Origin of the sequence: Bradyrhizobium genosp. A (assembly GCF_049949275.1) — a bacterium.
GTDB lineage: Bacteria > Pseudomonadota > Alphaproteobacteria > Rhizobiales > Xanthobacteraceae > Bradyrhizobium.
Genome location: NZ_CP188196.1, coordinates 7,094,866 through 7,109,637, shown reverse-complemented (window position 1 = coordinate 7,109,637; position 14,772 = coordinate 7,094,866). Strand labels below are relative to the sequence as shown.

General features: G+C 58.5%; 13 protein-coding genes. 8 read left to right on the top strand and 5 right to left on the bottom strand.

What is annotated here, in order from left to right; genetic code table 11:
• Window positions 1-199: 199 nt before the first annotated feature.
• From ACP2YP_RS33320 to ACP2YP_RS33305, 4 genes are all read right to left on the bottom strand, one after another.
• The gene (locus ACP2YP_RS33320) at window positions 200-1,303 is read right to left on the bottom strand and encodes a branched-chain amino acid ABC transporter substrate-binding protein (RefSeq protein ID WP_426420423.1); all 1,104 of its coding nucleotides are present in this window, start codon (window positions 1,301-1,303) and stop codon (window positions 200-202) included.
• A 595-nt stretch (window positions 1,304-1,898) separates the two neighbouring features.
• Window positions 1,899-2,606 (bottom strand): MerR family transcriptional regulator, encoded by a 708-nt coding sequence (locus ACP2YP_RS33315; protein WP_426426347.1) that lies wholly within the window; start codon window positions 2,604-2,606, stop codon window positions 1,899-1,901.
• A 56-nt stretch (window positions 2,607-2,662) separates the two neighbouring features.
• Window positions 2,663-2,938 carry a hypothetical protein gene (locus ACP2YP_RS33310; RefSeq protein WP_426420422.1) on the bottom strand — a complete coding sequence of 92 codons (276 nt, stop codon included), beginning with the start codon at window positions 2,936-2,938 and terminating at the stop codon, window positions 2,663-2,665.
• Between the two features lie 982 nt (window positions 2,939-3,920).
• Complete coding sequence (locus ACP2YP_RS33305) at window positions 3,921-4,886, bottom strand: LysR family transcriptional regulator (RefSeq protein ID WP_426420421.1); 966 nt, start codon at window positions 4,884-4,886, stop codon at window positions 3,921-3,923.
• Window positions 4,887-5,386: 500 nt separating this feature from the next.
• Between ACP2YP_RS33305 and ACP2YP_RS33300 the strand changes: the two genes are divergently transcribed.
• From ACP2YP_RS33300 to ACP2YP_RS33265, 8 genes are all read left to right on the top strand, one after another.
• Window positions 5,387-6,022, top strand: coding sequence for a NodA family N-acyltransferase (locus tag ACP2YP_RS33300; protein ID WP_426420420.1), 636 nt, complete (start codon window positions 5,387-5,389; stop codon window positions 6,020-6,022).
• Window positions 6,019-6,675, top strand: coding sequence for a chitooligosaccharide deacetylase NodB (nodB, locus tag ACP2YP_RS33295; protein ID WP_426420419.1), 657 nt, complete (start codon window positions 6,019-6,021; stop codon window positions 6,673-6,675). Before ACP2YP_RS33300 ends, nodB begins: the two co-directional genes overlap by 4 nt.
• Before the next feature lie 15 nt (window positions 6,676-6,690).
• Entirely contained in the window at window positions 6,691-8,025 is a 1,335-nt protein-coding gene (nodC, locus tag ACP2YP_RS33290) for a chitooligosaccharide synthase NodC (RefSeq protein WP_426420418.1), read from the top strand.
• A gap of 89 nt (window positions 8,026-8,114) precedes the next feature.
• Window positions 8,115-8,678 (top strand): nodulation methyltransferase NodS, encoded by a 564-nt coding sequence (gene nodS, locus ACP2YP_RS33285; RefSeq protein WP_426426345.1) that lies wholly within the window; start codon window positions 8,115-8,117, stop codon window positions 8,676-8,678.
• Between the two features lie 132 nt (window positions 8,679-8,810).
• Window positions 8,811-9,818, top strand: a complete 1,008-nt coding sequence (gene nodI, locus ACP2YP_RS33280; RefSeq protein ID WP_426420417.1) for a nodulation factor ABC transporter ATP-binding protein NodI — start codon at window positions 8,811-8,813, stop codon at window positions 9,816-9,818.
• 3 nt (window positions 9,819-9,821) lie between these two features.
• The gene (locus ACP2YP_RS33275; protein ID WP_426426344.1) at window positions 9,822-10,610 is read left to right on the top strand and encodes an ABC transporter permease; all 789 of its coding nucleotides are present in this window, start codon (window positions 9,822-9,824) and stop codon (window positions 10,608-10,610) included.
• A gap of 187 nt (window positions 10,611-10,797) precedes the next feature.
• On the top strand, window positions 10,798-11,544 hold the full coding sequence (locus tag ACP2YP_RS33270) for a sulfotransferase (RefSeq protein WP_426420416.1): 747 nt from the start codon (window positions 10,798-10,800) through the stop codon (window positions 11,542-11,544).
• Between the two features lie 506 nt (window positions 11,545-12,050).
• Entirely contained in the window at window positions 12,051-12,845 is a 795-nt protein-coding gene (locus tag ACP2YP_RS33265; protein WP_426426343.1) for an SDR family NAD(P)-dependent oxidoreductase, read from the top strand.
• 568 nt (window positions 12,846-13,413) lie between these two features.
• Here ACP2YP_RS33265 and ACP2YP_RS33260 read toward each other — a convergent pair.
• Window positions 13,414-13,860, bottom strand: coding sequence for a hypothetical protein (locus tag ACP2YP_RS33260; protein ID WP_426420415.1), 447 nt, complete (start codon window positions 13,858-13,860; stop codon window positions 13,414-13,416).
• Between the last annotated feature and the right edge of the window lie 912 nt (window positions 13,861-14,772).

The window sequence follows — 14,772 nt, the reverse complement described above, 5'->3', positions numbered from 1 at the left end:
CGTTTTGGTGTGGTGCAGCCCAGGTCAAGAAGCGCGGAGAACCGCACCAATTGACCAGCTGAATCGACTAGTGAGAGTTCCGAGGAACTCCCGTTACGGGGTACGAAAATCACGAGCAGTGCGCTCGTCGCCTTGCCATATGCATCACTGCATCGGGCGGCTGAACGAACCCATCGAACCGTGATGAGTTGCGATCAATTCACTCGGCCTGTTCGACGATGTTGTCTTGCCAACGGTAGACAATGAAGCCGGGAGCCGAATTGTCGCCCTTGGCGTCGAACCGGACGGCACCGATCACTGTGTCAATTGGCTGCGAACGAAGCGCAGCTGCCACTTTCGATGAATCAAAAGTGCCGGCGCGCTTTGCGGCCTTCGCCCATGCCTGCACAGCCGCATAGGCGTAAAGCGAATAACCTTCCGGAGACCGGTTGGAGGCCTTGAGACGTGCCACGACGCTCCCCGCCTCAGCATTCTTGGTGGGATCCGGCATAAAGGTGAACAGTGTTCCGTTTCCGGCTTTGCCCGCGATCATCGAAAAATCGTGGGTCATCAGAGGATCATTGCCCATCACGGTCATACCTGCACCTGCTTCTGAGGCCTGACGCACGATCAGCCCGATCTCATTGTAGTAGCCACCGATGTAAGCAAGTTTGATTCCGTCCGCTTTCATCCTCGAAACCAGGGCCATGTAATCCTTCTCCCCGGCCACGTAACTTTGTCGCTTCACATCCGACATCCCAACCTCCCGAAGATGAGCCGCAACGACATCGGCAATGCCTTTGCCAGCGGTGCTCCTGTCGTCAAGGACAGCAATCTTGGTGTTGGGGAAATGTCGGCGGATATATTCGGCCGCCACGACACCTTGCTGGTCGTCGCGCCCACAGATACGAAACACGGATTTGATGCCACGCTCTGTGAGCGCGGGATTGGTGGATCCGGGCGATATCTGAATAAGTTGCGCCTCGTCGTAAACGTTGGAAGCCGGTATTGACGAGGAAGAGCAAAAGTGGCCAACGACCAACTTGACCTGATCTGATGCAAGCCGATTGGCGACTACGACCGCCTGCTTGGGATCGCACGCGTCGTCGGCGACGCTCAACAAGACCTTCGTTCCTGGAAGGAGGGCTGACGCATTCAAATCATCGACGGCGGCAGCAGCACCGTCCCGCATCTGCGCTCCAAGCGCAGCATTGCTTCCAGTCATCGGTCCTGCCACGGCAATATTGATGTCGGCCGCAGATGCAGCGGACATCAAAGCAAGGAGTGCAATAGCTGCGAGAGAAATGGCGCCATGGATTGACATTAAGAGCTCCCCATGCGGGCTTGAGTTTGCGTCAGATTCTGCCTGGATTTGTTTTTGCTGAGGCGTCGAACAATGACAGCCGTCGGATCGGCGGCCCTTGCTGTGAGCCGTTCTCCGCCCGGTGTTCTCGCGCGTGCCGCGGTGAGCGAAACATGGGCGAAGGATGCCCAAAAGAGCCTTTCTTTCGGCAGGCACTCGGGCAGGGTCAGAGGAAAGCGGGCTCGAAGCACACTCGCGGTCGGCGCAAACGAATTCGCGCTGATCAGACTCTGGTAGCGCCATAACGATCCTTTATTGCGAGAACGCGCAGCTTGGAAAACCAGGCGTACAGGCCCAGGCCAACCCTCGCCCGTGAGAGCGTCCGCGCGTTAATCCGGGCGTCAGCCCGATTCAATCGTACAATCTGACGTTACGTCCGATTCAAGCCTGTTCGAGAGACGCATCTCTCGAGGTCGCGAGCGGTTCTCGTGGAAGGAGAAACAGCAACTAGGTTGATGGGGAGGCACGGAAGGAAGAGGCCGAGCCGGAAACGCAGCAGTCGCGACCTGTGGCCGCCAATCATTTAAATGAAGCATGTATCTGAATCGCGGCTGCGTTAGTGCCTGTCTTGCAATGCGGCCATTGCGAGATCAAGGTACTGCATCAAGCTGTGGTTCCAGCCGGACAGGTTGCGTGGCGTGCTCAGTCGCGCAAGAACTTTCAGCATGGTTGAGGCCGCTGGGTCGGTCCCGGCAATTTCTGTGATGAGCGTGCGCGCCTTCAGCGCCACGGCGGCGGCCCGCTCGCTGCACGGGTGCTCGCCATGATCGACACAATCGCGCAACTCATCCCGGATCTGCCGCCAGCGCTCTTCTCGATCAACGCCGAGCGCGCACGTGCATGGAGACTGGGGGCGCGCTTCAGCGCGCGAAGCTGCATTCAGAGCAGCAGGCAGCTCATGCATGCTGACTTGCGTGTCAGAGTCCGTCGTCATGTTACGCAAACGATCCCGCAACTGGGTCGTGCGCGTGACCTGAAGTTCAATTTGCTCCAAATGCTTGCGCAGGAGGTCAGTAAGTGACGTCGTGCCCCCCATTGCTGTGCGAATATCATTCAGCGAGAAGCCAAGCTCGCGCAGCGCGCGAATTTGCGACACTCGTTGAATGCTCTCGCGTTCGTACATTCGATGACCGCCGTCCGTGCGTTCGGACGCGCTGAGCAGACCCGTATGCTCGTAGTGATGCAGCGTGCGTACCGTTACCCCGGTAGCCTCCGCAAGTTCTCCAATGCGCCATCGACGCCTTCGTGGTGTAGCTTTGATCATGATGTTCAATTGGCAAGCCTACAACCTGACGTCACGTGAGAATCAAGCTACTTGAATCAGCTGGTTGAGCAGTCGTTCGTTCTGGCGCAAGCAGGCTGGCTCTCCTCCGATCGCCGCTCAACCGAGTGGGCAGATGGAAGGGCGTCGAGCAAGAGCATAAGGGACGCCAAGTCGGATTGGCTTGCTGCTGTACGCTCCAGAACAAGTTTGGCGATTGTGATCCGGTTTTCAGGCGTACGCATAGATGCCGGCAATGACGCGATGGCTTTATCAAAGATCGCGCCGATGACCGTGAGATCTTCCGGATCGTAGACACCACTATACTGCAGCATTGTTCGGCTCCCTGTTTGTGATCGTTAGCTGGCCGAGGCGCTTGACTGCGCCGTTGGGCGAAAAGACGACCGATCGGCGGCGTTCAGCGAGGAAGGCGCGATACGCACTCAAGTGACGCGGTTGAGCAACAGCGACGGACTTGCCTTGCTCGAAATCCAGGCAGCCGCTGCCAGGCGAATCTGGACAATCGAATGCTCTGCGGTATCCACGACCGACTGGTGCGCGAAACTGACGGCGAACTGTTCGGGTCAGAGCATCGCGACGCCTGAACGATCACCGCAAGGGCCGGCGGAGCGGGGTGATGGCAAGTGAGAACGACCGATGAGAGCGGGTGGTTTGCGGTGCGTGATTGAGGGAGAGCAGGCGCTCTTTTGCGCGAGCGGCCAAGGACTGTCGAACTATCATTCCCGTGCCCATGCGGATACTGGAGCCGGATGATCGGCTGATATCTGCGCGGTAGTGAGTTCAGGCTGGCGCAGGCGCGAGGCGGTTTTCGCATGATCTCAAAAACGAGATCAACTTGCGCGTCCGTGCAGCCCCTGGCGTGTTCGACATGTGAATCGGCCGCAAATTGCGCCTCGCCAGTCGCACCAACTGATTCGCAATTTCGTCGTCGATCGACATCGATCAGCACTGTCAGAGACCAATGACATGTTGGCTCCATTCCTAGAGACGATCGCAAGCGGCACATTGCATGTCGATGAGAACGACGGGACTGCGCGGCTATCACCAAAGGGGGGCGTCGTCAAATTTTCGCGGCGACTGGGTGATGTTGACGCAACACACTTGGCGCCGTCAGCAACCCGAGTGTGTTGCGTCTGCTCAGCCCTTCGCTCTCGGCTCGGCGTCATGCGCCGGCTCTGATGGCGGGGCCAAACAGTTGAACGCGAAGATGCAACAAGAGAGCGTTTTTCTGCTTCTGCCGCCGTTCACTAGCAGGTCGCTTTCAGTTCACACCTGAATTTTGCAATAGTGTTCTATTCACTTGGAAGGCGAACACTCTTCCAAGGCCTGTCGAGTTGCTGCAGTGGCGCGCGCCGATGGCATGCGCGAAGCCTGCTCCAACAATATTGTCCGCATCCAGATGCTTGCCGGATCGGTATTGTGAAGGGCCGGCCATTGAACGGCCTCTGTGAAAGACGGAATTGGCAGCGGAAGATCGACGATCCGCAGGGGCGTCGTCTTTCCGAAATGCCTGGCCAGCAACGAGGGCATCGTGCCTATACGACCGGTGCCCAGGAGCATGGGTGGAATCATGCTGAAGCTTTGCACGACAACCTCGAGGCGTCGCTTGAGACCGTGCTCAATCAAGAACCATTCCTCGATCGAAGGCCTTCGCGTACGCCCGAATTTAGCCGCTACGTGTCCCATCGACATGTATTTCTCGAACGTCAGGTTGCGTGAGAGCTGCTTGTTGCTCCGGCACCCCACGCATACGAGTTTTTCCTCGAACAGCGCCGCTCTTGGGTGGGAGCGCGACATGTACATTTCCGGCAAGACAAGGAAGTCAATTTCACCGCGCTGGAGAAGCTCATCGGGGTCGTCGGCGAGAGGCAGAAAGTCGAACGTAACGCCAGGAGCCTCCCGTGCGACCCTCTCCACGATGGCCTGAAAAAACACGACCATAACAAAGTCAGAAACGCCGATCCTGAACCGGCGGTCCGATAGAGCTGGATTAAACGCATCCCGCGAAATAATGGACAGCTGGATGTGCAGCAGGGCTTCGCGAATTGGGCCGGCGAGTCCTTCGGCGCGTGGTGTCGGGACGAGTTCTCGGCCCCTCATCGCGAATAGATCGTCGCGAAAGTAGGAGCGCAACCGGCCAACCGCCGCGCTCATGGCCGGCTGGCTCAAGTTGATTCTCCGCGCTGCCGCCGTGAGGTTGCGCTCCGTCATCAGAGCGTCGAGCGCGACGAGAAGGTTCAGATCAAGCCCTTTGAAACGCATGGTGGGAAGTATCCAATCGGTGGATGTCTACCATAGAAACAATCGATTTTACCAATTTGATGCAGTGCGAGATACCAAAAACGTCGGATCGGAGTGAGGCGTACCACAATGATTATTAATCGTTGGACCAGCCCCGAGAGGGATTTTCTAGCGTCCTCTAAGCATCCATCGCGGCGCATGTCGAACGCGACCCCGCCGTTCCTCGGTCCGCGTTCGGATGTCAGGCGCGCTGGCAACGCGTCCAAACGGATCGCGGCTCGAAGGCGATCTGCCCAAAGCGCTGCTGAAATATCCGCCCGGTCTTATGCGAATGGCGCCGCGCCTCGATGTCATCTTCATGTCATCTCCATCGCGAACGCGGCTTCTCCGAACGGTGAGCACTGGATCCAGGCGACCCGCGCCAACCTCTCCCGTTGGCGCATGAATGCGCCCGGCGAGAATAAGTGACGCGCGTGCACAAAGTACCAGATCAGATCTCGAACGTCGCAACGGGGACCACCATGAACATTGCCATATCCAACGATACAGGAGCGTTCTCCACGCACTCCAAAGTCCGGTGGAGGGTGTGCTGGGAAAACGAGTTGCAACTTGCTGAACACATCGAACTGTCCGAGTTCTTTCGTAAGACGTACGGGCCGACCGGTGAATTTAATGCAAAGCCGTTCGAAGGCGGACGAAGCTGGGCCGGCGCGAGGCCCGAGATTCGTGCCATCGGCTACGATGCGAACGGCATAGCAGCTCATATCGGCGCACTGCGCCGCTTCATCAAAGTCGGAGACGTCGACCTGCTCGTGGCTGAGCTAGGATTGTACGGTGTTCGTCCGGATCTGGAGGGGCTGGGGATCACCCACTCAATGCGGGTGATGTATCCGGTGCTGCAGCAGCTCGCGGTCCCGTTTGGCTTTGGTGCAGTACGGCAGGCGTTGCAGAAGCATGTGACCAAGCTGGTCGGCCGTCAGGGTCTCGCAACGATTTTGCCGGGAGTGAGCGTGCGTTCAACGCGGCCGGATATTCATCTGGACTTGCCGCCGACCCGTACCGACGACGACTTGGTGGTTCTGGTCTTCCCAATCGGACGTCCGATAAGCGAATGGCCGGTCGGGATCATGATCGATCGGAACGGGCCAGAGCTGTGACCTACCTTGGCCGCTTGTCGGAAGTGCGAAGCGAGCACGTTGGCGTCACCGGAGATCGTAACGTTTACCTGACCTTCGACGACGGTCCGGATCCACGTTGGACGGCGTCTATCCTTGATGTTCTCGCGGAGCACGGGGTGCCGGCGACTTTCTTCGTCATCGGGGCGTGCGCGGCAGCTCACCCGAGGCTGATCCAACGAATAATCGCAGAAGGGCATGAAGTCGGAAACCACACGATGACGCATCCCGATCTCTCCAGATGCGAAGCAGCTGAAGTGGAACACGAGATTCAGTCGGCGAGCGACGTCATCAGGACGGTTTGTCCCCAGGCGTCACTGCGGCACATACGTGCGCCGTATGGCATCTGGACTGACCAGGTACTCACGATGTCGACCAAAGCCGGACTGGTCCCCTTGGACTGGTCAGTAGACCCGAGAGACTGGTCTCGTCCCGGGGTTCCGGCGATTGTCGACGCAGTGCTGGCGTTGGTCCGGCCCGGTGCTGTTGTGCTCTTGCACGACGGATGTCCTCCCGTCGAGCGCGAACAAGCCATCGATTGCGGTCGCGATCAGACCCTCGAGGCGCTTTCCCGGCTTATTCCGGCATTGGGCGAGCAAGGATTCGCCATCTGCTCACTTCCTCAATCTCATTGAAAAAGAGCCGCCCCCATGAATCTGCTTGCCACAACAAGCGTTGTCGCTGTGTCGTCGTATGCCCTGCTGTCCTCCATCTACAGGAGCATGCAGACGCTCAACGCGCTCCGAACACAGATCCCGTCCCCGACTGACGACGCTTCCGAGACCGGTCCGCTGCCGAGCGTCGATGTGATCGTGCCCTGCTTTAACGAGGACCCGCGCACGCTGTCGGCGTGCCTGGAGTCGATCGCAAGCCAAGACTACGAAGGGCAAGTGCGGGTGTACGTGGTAGATGACGGCTCGGAAAATCGTAGGTACCTGTGGCCTGTACAGGACACCTACACAGATGATCCGCGGTTCAACTTCATGTGGCTGGGAAAGAATGTTGGCAAGCGCAAGGCGCAAATTGCAGCGCTACGCCGCTCGTCCGGCGATTTGGTTCTCAACGTCGATTCAGATACGACAATCGCCGTCGACGTGGTGACCAAACTTGTACGGAAGATGCAAAATCCAGCGGTTGGCGCTGTTATGGGGCAGCTCACAGCCAGCAATCGAAGCGGCACTTGGCTGACCAGGCTGATAGATATGGAGTACTGGCTGGCCTGTAACGAAGAGCGTTTGGCGGAAGCTCGCTTCGGAGCCGTCTTGTGTTGCTGTGGCCCCTGCGCCATGTATCGCCGATCGGCGCTCGATTTGGTCCTCCACGAGTACGAGACGCAGTATTTTCGAGGAAAGCCAAGCGACTTCGGCGAGGATCGCCATCTCACGATCCTGATGCTCGCGGCCGGATTTCGAACTGAGTACGTTCCTGACGCGATCGCAGCAACCGTCGTTCCGGATAGGCTGGTGCCATATCTGCGTCAACAATTGCGGTGGGCACGGAGTACCTTCCGGGATACAGCGCTTGCGCTACCCCTGCTGCCAAGCCTCGACTTCTACATCACGCTGGACATTGTCGGGCAGAACCTCCTTCCGCTTCTGCTCGGCGTTTCAATAGTGACCGCGCTTGCGCAAATCGCCATGACGAGCGAGTTGCCGTGGCCGACGGTACTGATCATCGCGTCAATGACCATGGTTCGCTGCAGCTTGGCAGCATTTCGTGCCCGACAGCTTCGCTTTCTCGGTTTCGCTCTACACAAACCGATCAGCATGTTCCTGTTACTTCCCGTGAAGGTATATGCGTTGTGCACATTGAGCAACAGTGACTGGTTGTCGCGCAAGTCCGCCAATATGCCAGATTCAGGTGAAGGCCAGGCCAGCACGCCGAGGCAGAGCGCCACGTTAGATGCCACAGGCCATTCGGGTATTGCACCGTCGATGGGCGAAACGGCTACACGTGCACATGCTTTTGACGTTGACGGTACCTGACAGGCCTGGAGGCGACGCGTAACTGTGCGCGTCAAAGAGGTGAGAAGCTCGTGAGCCTAGACAAGAACTATCAGTTGCTAGAGCGAGAAATGGTCGCCGATGATCCGTGGCGTCTGGACGCGAATCCGTTCGAGCGGGAGCGATACACGCAAATGCTTCGGATGTCGCTCTCCCGCCAAAGCATCACAAGCGCGTTGGAGGTCGGGTGCGCTGCGGGCGCATTCACCGAGATGCTCGCGCCTCACTGCAAGCGGCTCACGGTCGTCGACGTCGTGCCGCAGGCCATTAGCCGCGCACGTCACCGGACGGAGAGATGGTCACACATCGGCTGGAAAGTCGCCGACCTCCAACACTTTTCACCACCAGAGCGGTTCGACCTTATTGTTGTAGCAGAAGTCCTCTATTACCTCAGCGATACGCTGGAGATGCGCACAGCGGTCGACAACTTGGTCGGAATGCTCGCGCCAGACGGGCTTCTGGTTTTCGGATCGGCGCGCGACCACATCTGCCGACGCTGGGGACACATGGCCGGTGCAGAGACCGTCATCGCCATGTTGAATGAAGCGTTGGTCGAGGTCGAGCGTGTCCACTGCCAAGGTGAGTCGGCTAACGAAGATTGCTTGATCACTAGCTTTCGGAGGCCGTCTGCATAAGCAATCCGCTTCGCAGGCTGACATATCACTAAGTCAGAGTTGCCGTATCGCAGACGGATCGCATTGCGGTTGTTGAAGGCGAGATCAGCGAGCTGGTCCGGCCGACAAATTGTAGCAGAAGGAATAGAAAAAATGCTTGGCGGCGTCGAAGCAGCGCCAATCTCAAGGCGAACAATCGCGACGGAGCCGGCGCCGGTCACGCCGGCTGACAGGGGGGCCGGGCGCGGATCGAACGTGGCTATCGATTTCACGACCGTGAAAAAGTCCTATGGCGAGAAGGTGGTCGTCGACCAGCTGTCGTTCACGGTGGCATCGGGAGAGTGCTTCGGCCTGTTGGGACCGAACGGCGCGGGCAAGAGCACGATTGCGCGCTTGATTCTCGGGATGTCCACGCCCGAGGCTGGCAAGATAACCGTGCTCGGCGAGAAAGTGCCCGCACGCGCTCGATTGGCGCGCAAGCGCATCGGCGTCGTTCCGCAAGCTGACAATCTTGATCTCGAGTTCACCGTACGCGAAAACCTGCTGGTGTTCGGGCGCTATTTCGGGATGACAGCAAAGGATGTCGAGAAGATCACGCCGTCCCTTCTCGAGTTCGCCCGCCTTGAGAGCAAGGCAGACGCGCGGGTGACCGAACTGTCCGGTGGCATGAAGCGGCGTCTTACGCTGGCGCGGGCGCTCATCAACGATCCGGAGATCCTTATCTTGGATGAGCCGACCACCGGGCTCGATCCGCATGCGCGCCATTTGATTTGGGAGCGGCTGCGCGCGCTGCTGTCGCGCGGCAAGACCATCCTTTTGACGACGCACTTCATGGAGGAGGCGGAGCGATTGTGCGATCGCCTGTGCGTCCTCGAGGCAGGACGCAAGATTGCCGAAGGGCCGCCACACACATTGATCGACGAACAGATCGGTTGCCCAGTCATTGAGGTCTACGGTGGTGATCCGAACGAGCTCTGCGCACTCATCAAGCCGCTCGCTCAACGCACCGAAATCAGCGGCGAGACGCTCTTTTGCTATGCGCCGAATCCAGAGCAGGTGCTCGTGCGGCTGCGTGGGCGGAGCGGACTTCGTCTGCTTCAGCGGCCACCGAACCTCGAGGACGTCTTCTTACGGTTGACCGGACGGGAGATGAGGGACTGAATGATGTGGGAGCAGTACGCGGCGGCTCTGCCCGCCAATGCGTGGAACTGGAGCGCCGTATGGCGCCGGAATTACATGGCTTGGCGCAAAGCCGCGCTGGCATCGCTTCTGGGAAACCTCGCCGAGCCCATGAGCGCCTTGTTCGGTCTCGGCTTCGGCCTGGGACTGATGATCGGCCAAGTCGATGGCATTTCATACGTCGCCTTTCTGGCTGCTGGGATGGTCGCGACAAGCGCGATGATTTCGGCGACCTTTGAAACGGTCTATGGGGCCTTCGCTCGGATGAATGCCCAGCGCACCTGGGATGCCATCCTTTGCACGGAGCTCACGCTTGGCGACGTCGTTCTCGGGGAATTGGCGTGGGCAGCGACAAAGGCCGTTCTGGCAGGAACAGGAATTACGATTGTAGCCGCCGCGCTGGGCTATGCGGCGTGGCCCTCCATCCCTTACGCGCTGCCGGCTGTCGCGCTCACTGGTGTTGCTTTCGCCAGCCTCGCCATGGTCGTGATAGCGCTCGCGCCCAGTTACGACTACTTCGTGTTTTATCAGACCCTCTTTCTCACACCCATGATGTACTTGTGCGGTGCGATCTTTCCCGTAGCTCAATTGCCCATCGCGCTGCAGCGCGTAGCAGAGGCGATGCCGCTAGCACATTCGATTGATCTCATTCGGCCAGCAATGCTGGATCGGGACGCCAGCAGCGTCGGCCTGCATATTGGGGTACTTTGCATATACACTGTAGTCGCGTTCGTCGTATCGGCTTTGCTGCTTCGCCGCCGGCTGATGCGTTGAACAAACCATGCCTCACATAGTGTGAATAAGTTCTGCGGAAATTTGCGGGTATGGGAGCCAGCGGCAAGAATGCTCGTATCTCGCCGATATATCCGCCTTGTGGAAAGATAGTATCACGTGCGGGCTGATCTAGCCTCATTGGTTAGAGGCCGAACTGTCTCGACCGAGTCAATCAGGAGCTGTCACAATGTTGAAATCGGAACGATCGCCAGAGCCATTCGTCATCCTCGCGATGCCGAGGAGCGGCACCCACTATCTGGAAGAATTGCTCAATGAACATCCGAACGTGGTGAGCAACGGGGAATTGCTCAATGAGTACGATCAAAATTGGCCCGACAAGGCGCGGCTCCTACGTAGTGATCGAGAGCTTCTGGAGTGCGCCTACCTGCGCTATCCAACGCCGAGCGACAATATCGACGTGACTCATGTTGGCTGCAAGATTAACGAACCGCAGTTTCATGACCGTCCGGGGATGATGGCTGAGCTGGCCGGTTGGCCGCGCCTTAAGGTCATCGTGTGTCGTAGAAATCCGCTGGAATCGCTTCGCTCACTCGTTCAAGCGAGGCAAACCGGTGAATGGCTGAAATACAGCTCTGATAGCGACGACTCGCAACCGCCACTCGTCAGCCTAAGCGTCAGCAGCTGCGAAACCTACTTCAAGACCACCGCTGAGTTCCACGATAGGATCGGGCAATCCTTCGCGTCGACCAACATCCTCGAGCTGGAGTATGAGACGCTTCTTCGCGAGCCGCACCTGTGCTTGGAGTTGGTTTGGGAATTCCTCGGGGTTCGTATGCGGAATGTTTCCGGTCGCGTCAAACTTCAGCGCCAGGAAGTGCGACCGCTCGACCAAACCGTAGAGGATTTTGATGAGTTGCGTCGCCAATTCAAAGAGGGACCTTACGCCAGGTACTTTGAGGCTGCTGACGCCTGAGGATGGCCTTCTATTCCGCGGCGCCCGCGTTCGAATGCCTCTTGGTGGATTAGGGCAAGAGCAGCGGTATGAACCGCTGCGGTTGCCAGCGAGCGGGCGTCTCGAATTGGCATGCACCATTGGATGGACGGATGGGTGCCCCTCCTGTTGCTGATAGCTCCTCGAGGATCGGGACGAGCCGCGTGCGGCGGCATTCAACATCGGCAGGACCTTCACTCGCGCGTTCAGCCCAGATTTACTGAACGAAGTGTTGCGCAGCTGTGCGCGAAAAGAGTGAAGGTCATGTCGCGCGCAGTCCTCGCGTTGCCGCTGTCGGAAAACCAACGGACTTGATGTCTGGAACTCGCCAAGCAGGTCGTAAGCCACGGCGCTTTGCTTCGCGACACGCGTGAATCACTCTGTCGATAGAGATGGCCCAAATCCTGCAACCAAGAAGGTTGAGCGTAACCTGATAGGAGGCGTGTTTGAGGGCCGATCTGCCGAACAAGGATGCGGTCGCCAGACGAATGTCGGTTGACAACGAGGACAGTTCATTCAAATCGGACAAGGCACGCGTCCGGCGGAGAGACCGAAAGACGCTGCTGCTGACCGGAGCATCGCGTGGGATAGGTTACGCCACCGGAAAGCTGTTTTCGGAGGCCGGCTGGCGTATTATCTCCTGCGCGCGACAACCGATCGATGCCCGGCGATGCCCTTGGGAGGCCGCATCCGACAATCATGTCCAGCTCGACCTCAGCGAACATCGGTTGCTGCCGCGCGCCGTCGCCGAAGTCAAAGAGCGCCTCGCGGGCGCGCCGTTGCACGCCCTGGTCAACAATGCAGCGATGTCACCGAAGACGACGAGCGGCGCACGACTAACATCGTTGGCGACATCGATCGAGACCTGGATGGACGTATTCCATCTCAATTTGGTGGCTCCAATTCTGCTTGCGCAGGGGCTCTTTGGCGAATTGAAAGCCGCGTCTGGATCGATCGTCAACGTGACCTCAATTGCAGGCTCGCGAGTGCACCCCTTCGCCGGCAGTGCCTACGCGACTTCGAAAGCCGCTCTCGCGTGTCTCACGCGCGAGATGGCTCACGACTACGCGCCGCATGGAATTCGTGTGAATGCAATCGCCCCGGGCGAGATCAAGACGGATATTTTGTCACCGGATACGGAAGCACGGGTCGTCCCGAACATTCCGCTGCGCCGGGTGGGGACCCCTGAAGAGGTCGCTAAGGTCATCTTCTTCCTGTGCTCGGATGACGCCAGTTATATCACCGGCGTCGAAGTGCCGATCAATGGTGGCCAACACCTCTGATCGGCTGAAGATGGACCGATCGTGCACGACACAAGCGTGTCTCTCTGGCCGACGCCTGCGACGGTCAATCGAAACGGCAACGAAGCGACACATCAAAGAATTTAGGTCGGAGATCTGGTCAGGAGATCCGTGCGCCGACGAACGTCAACACATTTGCGCTTGCTCTTGTGGTTGCGTTGCGAAGGGCGCCGTTCGCAATCACGAGCCGCCCAAGCAAAGCTTGCGGGTTCGGATGCAAATTGGCTCGCGTCATTCACCTTCAGCAACACTGGATTGGCGAAAGACTGTAGTTGGCCGCGTTCACCCAAAGTCGCTGTAGAGGCTTGCCGCTACGGGCATCCGGCTGAGTTTCTTGTAGCTCAAAATTGCGCGCGTAAACGCGCTCATAAGCGGTGCTTTCAACGCATTTAGGAAGCGAAATGTTGCCGAGCAGGTTGATCTCATGGTGGCTCCATGAAAAAAGCCCACCGTTGAACTCTCCTGATACTGAACTCTTGCACCTTCTGATGGAACTCGGAGGCAAATCCTCGCGGATCGCCGGCGGATTGGTTTTCGGCGGCGCCGTACTTCAGCCGCTCTGTGAGGACGCGCTGTCATTCTTCTTCCTGCCTAGCAGCTTTCCGGTCTTGCGATCTACGAAGTGCAACTGGGAACAGGCGGGGCAAAACACGCCTTGAAACTGGTGTTCGGCCGCTTCGTCGTCATTTAGCCGGTGCTGAACCACAACTCGTGTGATCGGGCAGAGGAAAGTGATGGTGCGCATATCTGCCCCATGCTGCTGGGCTCGGGTGAACAGGAAAACGGCCCGGCAGTGCGTGACCTCGCAACCAGCGCAGGTCCCGGCATGCCACTCGGGATTAATCCAAACTACGACACCTGAACTGGGCCGCCTTGTTCTCGCGCAAAACGCCATCACCCAGTTTTTCAGATCGATGATCAATGCGTCGATTGGCACGATTGATGTCTTGCGGTCTTCTTCAATCGGAGTGAACCGAACTCCAATGTGCTGCGGCATCTCGATGGGGCATCGCACAAACTCGGATAGAGGTCGGTCAGGAGCGGCCTTCCGACGAAATGTGCTTCAGGAGCTGCAAGCGCTGCGCAAGAGCCAGAAAACAAGTCAGGTTGGAGATCACGCACGCTCGCTGCAAGCTCCTGCGACGTGCTGCATGAAGATGGTCGCCCGCGGGCGCCAACTGAGTCCGGATGCCGGTCATGCGGGAATTTGCGCCTTTGGCGTTAGAGAGCGCAAGCAGTCGCTGCAACATGATCGTTCCGGAGAGTTGCGCTCTCGGCAGTGTCCGTATGCAACTGCGGCCGACCAACCGCATCGACGCAGCTGGTGGCCTTGGTCGCGCCCATGGCGGGACGGGCTTGGCTCGATCGCGTCTAGCTGCGAGTCGTACTGGCAACGGCATTGCGACCAGCACGAGGCAGTCCTGGAACCAAGGGCGTGCTTGTGGAACGCACATGCGCTTTGTGGCGCTGAAGGGGCGTGTTGTTGAACTCGAAACGTGGCATTCGCTGGTATCTCGATCCATCGAGGATGCTTGCGCGTGCACGGCAGCGGGAGCGCCGCCAGATGGCCGCGAGCCCATGGGCGGCATGGCGCTTACGAGAACGTGGCGAAGAGCAAGAGAGCGCCCCAAAGCATCAAGCTGAGGAGAAGGGCCGCGAGCGGCCATAGATTCCAGGTCCTCAAGGGCTGCGAGGCATGAGACGACAAATAGCCATCGCCCCCATTCAGGTGTAGTCTTGGTGTGCGCCAGTGCATCATTCTTGTCCTATTCTGTGTGTTTTAATTGTCGATCGAAGGTTCGAACTTGGCGGCCAGAGCGAACGCGACCCGCTACGTCTGGCCACGATCCCTGTGTTGACAAGCTCCGATCATCAGCCGTCACATGTCCGCCGAGAAGGGCTCATGCGG

Coding starts and splice junctions, on each gene's coding strand:
- ACP2YP_RS33310 (WP_426420422.1), bottom strand. CDS start 2,938: ATGCTGCAGTATAGTGGTGTCTACGATCCGGAAGATCTCACGGTCATC.
- nodI (WP_426420417.1), top strand. CDS start 8,811: ATGCTTGGCGGCGTCGAAGCAGCGCCAATCTCAAGGCGAACAATCGCG.
- ACP2YP_RS33305 (WP_426420421.1), bottom strand. CDS start 4,886: ATGCGTTTCAAAGGGCTTGATCTGAACCTTCTCGTCGCGCTCGACGCT.
- ACP2YP_RS33315 (WP_426426347.1), bottom strand. CDS start 2,606: ATGATCAAAGCTACACCACGAAGGCGTCGATGGCGCATTGGAGAACTT.
- nodC (WP_426420418.1), top strand. CDS start 6,691: ATGAATCTGCTTGCCACAACAAGCGTTGTCGCTGTGTCGTCGTATGCC.
- ACP2YP_RS33320 (WP_426420423.1), bottom strand. CDS start 1,303: ATGTCAATCCATGGCGCCATTTCTCTCGCAGCTATTGCACTCCTTGCT.
- nodS (WP_426426345.1), top strand. CDS start 8,115: ATGGTCGCCGATGATCCGTGGCGTCTGGACGCGAATCCGTTCGAGCGG.
- ACP2YP_RS33260 (WP_426420415.1), bottom strand. CDS start 13,860: ATGCCGCAGCACATTGGAGTTCGGTTCACTCCGATTGAAGAAGACCGC.
- ACP2YP_RS33275 (WP_426426344.1), top strand. CDS start 9,822: ATGTGGGAGCAGTACGCGGCGGCTCTGCCCGCCAATGCGTGGAACTGG.
- ACP2YP_RS33265 (WP_426426343.1), top strand. CDS start 12,051: ATGTCGGTTGACAACGAGGACAGTTCATTCAAATCGGACAAGGCACGC.
- ACP2YP_RS33300 (WP_426420420.1), top strand. CDS start 5,387: ATGAACATTGCCATATCCAACGATACAGGAGCGTTCTCCACGCACTCC.
- ACP2YP_RS33270 (WP_426420416.1), top strand. CDS start 10,798: ATGTTGAAATCGGAACGATCGCCAGAGCCATTCGTCATCCTCGCGATG.